At 57.7% G+C, this 7,284-nt stretch carries 7 protein-coding genes and 1 pseudogene; 7 read left to right on the top strand and 1 reads right to left on the bottom strand.

Translation table 11 applies throughout. From position 1 onward, the window contains the following. The 7 genes from EN879_RS17900 to EN879_RS39450 all read left to right on the top strand — a co-directional run. Window positions 1-128: GMC oxidoreductase (locus EN879_RS17900; protein ID WP_144289770.1), on the top strand; the 128-nt coding region annotated here is incomplete at its 5' end. Window positions 129-898: 770 nt separating this feature from the next. Next, window positions 899-2,020 carry an alpha/beta hydrolase gene (locus EN879_RS17890; RefSeq protein ID WP_063169347.1) on the top strand — a complete coding sequence of 374 codons (1,122 nt, stop codon included), beginning with the start codon at window positions 899-901 and terminating at the stop codon, window positions 2,018-2,020. Between the two features lie 224 nt (window positions 2,021-2,244). Continuing rightward, the gene (gene ehuB / locus EN879_RS17885; RefSeq protein WP_082826582.1) at window positions 2,245-3,117 is read left to right on the top strand and encodes an ectoine/hydroxyectoine ABC transporter substrate-binding protein EhuB; all 873 of its coding nucleotides are present in this window, start codon (window positions 2,245-2,247) and stop codon (window positions 3,115-3,117) included. Between the two features lie 59 nt (window positions 3,118-3,176). Beyond that, window positions 3,177-3,848: an ectoine/hydroxyectoine ABC transporter permease subunit EhuC gene (gene ehuC / locus EN879_RS17880; protein ID WP_063169346.1), complete on the top strand. Its 672-nt coding sequence runs from the start codon at window positions 3,177-3,179 to the stop codon at window positions 3,846-3,848. Further along, on the top strand, window positions 3,845-4,513 hold the full coding sequence (ehuD, locus tag EN879_RS17875) for an ectoine/hydroxyectoine ABC transporter permease subunit EhuD (RefSeq protein ID WP_063169345.1): 669 nt from the start codon (window positions 3,845-3,847) through the stop codon (window positions 4,511-4,513). Before ehuC ends, ehuD begins: the two co-directional genes overlap by 4 nt. 119 nt (window positions 4,514-4,632) lie before the next feature. Beyond that, window positions 4,633-5,409, top strand: a complete 777-nt coding sequence (gene ehuA / locus EN879_RS17870) for an ectoine/hydroxyectoine ABC transporter ATP-binding protein EhuA (RefSeq protein WP_063170381.1) — start codon at window positions 4,633-4,635, stop codon at window positions 5,407-5,409. Window positions 5,410-5,971: 562 nt separating this feature from the next. Beyond that, on the top strand, window positions 5,972-6,640 hold the full coding sequence (locus EN879_RS39450; RefSeq protein ID WP_176477193.1) for a hypothetical protein: 669 nt from the start codon (window positions 5,972-5,974) through the stop codon (window positions 6,638-6,640). Between the two features lie 248 nt (window positions 6,641-6,888). Here EN879_RS39450 and EN879_RS17860 read toward each other — a convergent pair. Next, window positions 6,889-7,284 (bottom strand): annotated as a pseudogene (locus tag EN879_RS17860) (IS5/IS1182 family transposase); the annotation flags it as partial.

Below are 7,284 nucleotides of genomic sequence, written 5' to 3'. Positions count from 1 at the left end.
TTTTGGGTTTGAGGATCGCCGACGCTTCCGTCATGCCATTTTGCCCTCGGGCGAACACAAACATTCCGACGATTATGGTGGCTGAGAAATTGGCCGACACAACCTTGAGAGACGGCAGACGGAGCTAGGCCAGGCGGCATGTACATTCTGCCGGAGCGCTGCCGCAATGTGGTGTTCACCGAGCCGCTTGCTAAGTTCACCGAAGCCCTGCTCATGCCGAATGGCAATCCCAAAAGACCAGCACTCCTTTGACGATATTCGTGATAAGGGCCTAACGCTGGTCACCACCGCCGGTTCCGACACGGTCACGACCGCCAAAGACGCGGGCATTCCGGAGGATCGTGTCATGCAGGTCGCCGGCCAGGCCGAATTCTTGCAGGCAGTGAAGGTCGGCCGCGCGGCGGCGGGGTCGCTAAACTACTTCACGGTAAGGAGCTCGCTGACAAGGTCGACAGCGTTGAAATGGCAGATCCGTTCACCCCGCCGGCTGGGAAGGCCGGCTACCCAAGTCTCGCCTTCCTGCCCAATCAGCAGGCGGTCGATGCCTTCAACGAGGTATTGAATACTTATATCGGCTCCGACCAAATGATGCAGTCGGTCAAAATACGGCTACACCAAAATCAATCTGCCGGACGGCACCAAGACCGGCGACCTGTGCAAGGGTTGAAATCTTGCGGGGAATGCCACCCATGCACCTAAAAGGCTCCCGGCCGCAGTGGCTGGGCGACGACAGAGCAAAGTGACAAGACGCGAGGCTCCGGGGTGCCGATTTCCGGTATTCAGACGAGATAGTTCGGCAACGTGGCATGTGAGGCTGCTACGCTCAGGAGTGAGCAATGGCAGTCCATCTCGCATGTCGCAATGCCGACCTGATGCCCCTCCTTTTGCCGAGGAACCGATGATCACCAAGCATCGCGTATCGGTTGATGGTGTCGAGACATCGTACTGCGAGAACGGAGCTGGTAGGCCGATTGTTTTCCTGCAGGGGGCGGGCTTCCGTGCAGAGGCTAAGAGTTCCTTTGTTCGGCAGCTGAACGGGCTATCCGATCAATTTACGGTAGTAGCGATTGATCAACTCCATTTTGGGGGAACGGATTATCCTGCTGACTGCAAATACATTAACCGGCTCGGTCGTGTGAATCATGTAATTAGCTTCCTCCAACAACTGGGTTTGAAGCAGATCACGCTAGTCGGCCATTCAGAAGGATCATTCGTCGACGCGCGGGTCGCGATCGTGCGTCCCGATCTTGTTTCTAAGCTTGTCCTGCTGACCGCTAACTCCGTGTCGCCGGCGTTCGGAGATGACCGTGACGAAGCTTGGCTGGAGGCCTGCCGGCAGGCTTACGGCTGTTCCGGCCCGATGCCGAGCGAAGAGGAATACATCACCGCACGGCGGAAAAGCTGCCGCGCCCACGGGCAGGATGTGGAATGCGCCGAGCGAGAAGCCTATCGGCGGGCCGCGGCTCGGGGACAATGGGAGATCTGGCAGAGATTGCCGGAAGACGAGACAAACCTGCATCGTTATCCACTGCTGCAGCAGAAGTATATCTTCCCCTACCTTGATCAGCTTCAGGCCCAGACGTTGATCATCTGGTCCAAGAACGACCCTACCGCGACGCCGGAGCAAGGGATCAACCTGGCGAAGCTGATCAGGAATTCAGATTTCCATCTGCTCAATAATGCCGGCGATTCCGTCCAGGTTGATCCGGAGCGAAGCCGTGAACAGACTCATCCGTCAATGGCACGAATGATCAACTGTGACGGGAACAATGCTCGGGCCAGCGTCTCCGAGGCGAATCTCTCAGCGGCGTGTCGCATACGACGAACTTGTGCCCTGCCATGGCAACAAGGGCATAGCCCAGGCGGTGGCGCCCATCCAACCGGGCAGGGCAGGAGTCATGCAAGACGTGGTGTGCCTCAGTTGGCCATACCACAGCTCGCGATTGTTCACTTCCAACGAACCACGGGGATGACGGAAATGTGCGTATGCACCCAAAAATCACCGAATTTCTGCGAATAACTTGCATTTCTCGCACAAAGCACCACAGCTGCGCTGCTACGCTCACGAAGCATGCACAAGTGGCGTAGCAAAGGATCGACTGGAGGAATCTATACCTAAGTGGGGACCCTGCAGCTCACACGATGATGGGAACCGCCGGACTACAAGCTCAACAAATGATGCAATGGTCTTTTCCCGAGGCATATCGGGAGACCATCGGCGATGCGAAAACGGAGGACTAACCAGTGGTCAAGTGGAAACTCGACGAATGCTTTAAGGCTGCAATCTTGAAGAGGATTGCCGCGCTCGGCCTGGCGGCGATGACAATCTCGTCCTTTGCCGGTTCGGCCTCGGCGGAGTCGCTGCTCGATAAGATTAAGAACGGAGAAACGATCCGTCTTGGCTTCACCAATGAGCCTCCCAGTGCCTATCCTGGTGCGAACAACGAGCCGCTTGGCCTGGTCAATGTGATGACACTGGACGTTCTGAGAAAGATGGGAACGACCAAAATCGAGCCGGTCGTAACCGATTGGGGTTCCCTTGTCCCGGGCCTCCAGGCTGGTCGCTTTGACATCATCACGGGCGGCATGTGGATTAAGCCGGAGCGGTGCCGCAACGTCCTGTTCAGCGAACCGATCGCATCGAGCAATGATTCGATGATCGTGCCGAAGGGCAATCCGGAAGCGCTGCATTCCCTCCATGACGCTCAGAAGAAGGGGCTTACCCTGGCCATCATGACGGGTACCACCGCAGTCGAGCAGGCGAAGAAATTAGGTTTCCCTGACGACAAGGTTATGCAGGTCGCCGGACCGCCCGAGGTCGTACAGGCTGTAAAGGCCGGCCGCGCCGCTGCCGGCTCGCTCTATAGTCTGAACGCGACGACTCTTGCCGAGCAGGATCCCAGCATTGAGGTGGCTGACCCGTATACCCCGCCGGGACCGAATGAACATCCCGCCATAGCCTTCCCGCTCAGCGAACAGGCTGCGGTAGACGCGTTCAATGCTGTGTTGAAAGACTATATTGGCTCTGACGAAATGATGGCCGCGGTCGGCAAATATGGTTACACCAAACGCGATCTCCCGGATGGCAGCAAGACCGCTGATCTTTGCAAGGGCTGAAGCTATGCGTCTGACCGCTCCCCGGCCCTTGGCCGGTAGGCGGTCAGTGGGGAGGGCATATGAGTAAGGTCGATCTCAGCTTTATCTTTGCCGTGCTCACCAAGGGCGTCATGACTACGGTCATCGTCACTCTTGGCGCCTGCGTCGTAGCGATCGTCCTTGGGCTTTTCGTGGGCCTGACCCGAGTCTCTCCCCGTCGGCAGTTGCGCTGGTTCAGTATCGCCTACATCGAATTCTTCCGCGGGACGTCCATGCTGGTTCAGCTCTACTGGTGGTTCTTTGTATTGCCGATTTTCGGTATTTTCCTGTCGCCGTGGACTGTCGGAATTTTGGGGATCGGAATGAATGCCTCTGGCTACGCAGCCGAGTATGTCCGCGCCGCCATTCAGGCCGTTGATAGGGGCCAGTATGAGGCATCTACAGCGCTCAATTTTTCGCGGCTCACCATGATGCGGCGTATTATCCTCCCACAGGCAATGCGCGCCATGCTGCCGACCTGGGGTAACATGCTCATCGATGTGCTTAAGGGTAGCTCGCTCGTCTTCTTCATCACCATTCCCGAATTTACTAGCGCCGCCAAGCAGGCGGCCGACGCAACTGGCGATTATATGCTGTTCTTTGCGGTTGCACTATTCGGTTATTACATCATCGCGCGCGCCCTCATCACTCCTTTCGTGCGCTGGCTGGAACGCCGCGTCTCGCGCGGTTTCGTTCGGGAGCAGGTGGCTTGAAGATCTGGGATTGGTCTTACGTATGGGAGGCTTTCCCATATCTCTATCAGGGAGCGATCGTCACCATTGAGGCTACGCTGCTCGGGTTTGCGATCGCGCTGATATTGGGTCTTGTCTTCGCGATGATTCGCCAGTCGCCAAACCGCTACGTCTCGACCACCATGGCGGAGATCGTGGAGTTTATCCGTTCAACGCCCTTGCTGCTGCAGTTGTTCTTTGTCTATTTCGTTGGTCCGCAGATCGGAATCTTCATTCCTGCCTGGACGGCGGGAGTTGGCGTGCTGGGGATCCACTATGCAGCCTATTGTTCCGAAGTCTTCCGCGGCGGCATCGAGAATGTGGATGGCGGCCAGTGGGAGGCCTGTACGGCACTAAACCTTTCGCGAACGCGGACCTGGCGAACAATCATTCTGCCGCAGGCGATCCCGCCCATGGTGCCAGCTCTGGGCAATTACTTCATCGGCATGTTCAAGGACACGCCGGTCCTGGCGGCAATCTCGATCTTCGAGATGCTGCAGCAGGCGAAAAATTTCGGGGGCAATAACTATCGATACATAGAAGCGATCACTATGTGCGGCTTCTTCTACTACGTGTTCAGCTTGGTTGCTTCCGCTATCGTGCAGTCGGTCCGCGTCTGGCTCAACCGCCGCTACCATCTGCAATAGGGAGGCCTTATACTATGAGCGAATTTGTGCTTCGCTTCGAGGACGATCTCACGAAGCGCCCTAGGGCATCAGCCAGGCGGGACGAGCTTGACCTCGATATCAGGCGCAGCGAAAAAGTCATGAACGAACCCATAGTTCGCTTCGAGAACGTCACAAAGCGCTACGGCGCGTTGACGGTGCTGGACGAACTCAATCTCGAGATCGCACGCAACGAGAAGGTGTCCATCATTGGTCCGTCCGGCTCGGGCAAGACCACCGTTCTGCGCATGCTGATGACGCTTGAGCACATCAACGGGGGGGTGATATGGGTCGACGGTGAACCGTTGACGCATACGCAGAAGAACGGCCAAATAGTGCCGGCGAGCGAGCGTCATCTCCGTCGCGTGCGTGCCAAGATCGGTATGGTGTTCCAGCACTTTAACCTGTTCCCGCATATGACTGCTCTGCAGAACTGCATGGAGGCGCCGATCTCCGTCCTTGGGCTCTCGAAGAAGGAGGCGGAGGCCCGAGCGGCAGAGCTGCTCGACTTGGTGGGCCTCGGCGACAAGAAGAACCATTTCCCGATCCAGCTTTCCGGGGGCCAGAAGCAACGCGTGGCGATCGCTCGGGCGTTGGCCATGCGGCCCAAGGTGATGCTGTTTGACGAGGTGACATCAGCGCTTGACCCGGAACTGGTTGGAGAGGTGCTCAACGTCATCCGCAAGCTCAGCGCCGAACATGACCTCACAATGCTGATGGTCACGCACCAGATGGGCTTTGCCAAGGAGTTCTCCGATCGCGTGTGCTTCTTTTCTGGCGGTAAGATTGTCGAGCAAGGCCCGCCCAGCCAGCTTTTAGGCAATCCGCAAAACGAGCGAACGCAGCAGTTTCTCAATGCGGTGCTGGAGACGAGGTGAGTTGCGGGTTGTGCCGCTAGTTGAGTTATCCCGTGGGTGGCTTCCGGGCAGGAACTGGTCCGTTCGGAGCAGGCTGCCCTGCGACGAACCTACGCGCGGTTTTTCAGGGCCGGGTTGATGTCGAGGTTACTGCCCCAGTTCATTCAGGACTGCATAACTAGGATCGTCCGGTCCAAGCCCCAGATTGGTCGAGTTAGGTAAATAGCGCTGCCCGTTCGGCAGTTGCGAGCTTGAAGATCTGATGTGCGTTCAATCTGCCATTCAGGGCATCTGGGCTCTGGAAAGTGCCCTAACACGATTGTCTGACGGCGGACGCAAACCCGGTATCCTACAGGCCCGGGGAGGGTCGCACAAGCGTTCTGCGGTTTCCCAGTTTTTACGGCTTTCATGCGAATGCACCAAAACAATGCCGACTTACTGCGCCTGGAAAGGCATGTTTCTCTGAAACAGCCGTTTCGACGCTGTTAAATTCGTGCATTCAGAGAGAACCTGTATCGCGCAGGTGATGGGCATTTGCTGCCGAAATCACCATCTTAGCTGCTTCCAGAAGAAGGATGCTTCCGTGACAACTCAACAAAGGGCCCTCGGAATTATTGGGCTGGAGATCGGACTTCCGCCTCGTGAATTTCCGCCACCGCAACCGGAGTCGGTCTTCAACCCGGCAACTTTCGACTTCCCAATTATAATAGAGACCGCGGCCGGGGCTTTGGAGGAGAGGGTCATTCCCGGTGATGCTTCTCTCGAGCCGGCCTACATTGCAGCTGCCAGGCGGTTGGTCGAGCGCGGAGCAGTCGCGATAACCGGGGACTGCGGGTTCAGTATCCGGTACCAGGCTGCAGTGGCCGCGTCTGTCGAAGTCCCGGTGGCCATGTCGAGCCTGCTACTGGCGCCCACGCTACTCCGGCAGCTTCCAGCTGACGCAAAGCTCGCCGTTGTGGCCGCAGACTCAAGACACTGCGGCAAAGAGCTGCTGGGCATAGATTCATCCGCAGAGGCAAGAGTAGTCATCGGCGGCATTGAAGGTGACGCGTGGCCGGCTGGTGTTGTTGAAATGGAGTCGGAGGTTGCAGCCTGTGTCGCGCGACTTGGCGCCGCACATCCGGGGATTGCCGCCCTCCTATTTGAATGTACATTGTTCCCGATGGTGACGTCAGCAATCCGTCGTAGGACAGGACTGCCCATCTATGACGCCGCGACCCTTTATCGGATGACATTCGCGTCCGTGGCTTGACCGCTTGGAGGCCACTATCCCAAAATATGAGCTCATGTCTGGTATGAGTTGCGGCTCGTTATTGTAACACACGTCCGCATCTTGTCGAATACTCTGTCGAGACTGGATCCTCGATTTCCGAGGTCAGGACGCGGTGCCTGAGATGCAGGTTGGATTTTTGGAACTCGTGCTGGTCGACCGTGATCCAGACGCTAAGCGGCGACCGACTTCGGCCGGAGTTGAAGCAGGGCGATCAAGGGCCACAAAAATCACTTCAGCCACCTGAGCAGGAGGGAGAAGTTGTATCCGGCGGCGGCCAGGACGGCGTTGAGGGCGTCGCCCTGCTGGCCGGCGAGGTAGTTGCGGCCCATGCGGTGTTCGTTCTTGATGTGGCCGATATGACGCTTGCCAGCGTGTGGCCGTCATAGGGATTGCCGGGCAGCGCTTTTGCATGCAGGGCGAACTGGCCGCCCTTGGAGCGCTTCAGCGTGGTGGCCACCGACACCTTCACACCGAACTCGTAGGGCATATGCGCCTTGCCCTTGCCAATGCATTCCACCTCGTGCGCGTGCAGGCTGTAGATCTTGCGGCCGCGCTGGCGCTGGCGTTGCTAGAGAACGGTGGCGGCCTGGTAGAACGGCCATTTGAAGCGCGCGTCCAGCCCC

The sequence above is a fragment of the Mesorhizobium sp. M7A.F.Ca.AU.002.02.1.1 genome (assembly GCF_003998535.1).
Taxonomy (GTDB): domain Bacteria; phylum Pseudomonadota; class Alphaproteobacteria; order Rhizobiales; family Rhizobiaceae; genus Mesorhizobium; species Mesorhizobium ciceri.
Note: the sequence above shows the minus strand (reverse complement) of the source record. Positions and strands in the feature narration are given on the sequence as shown.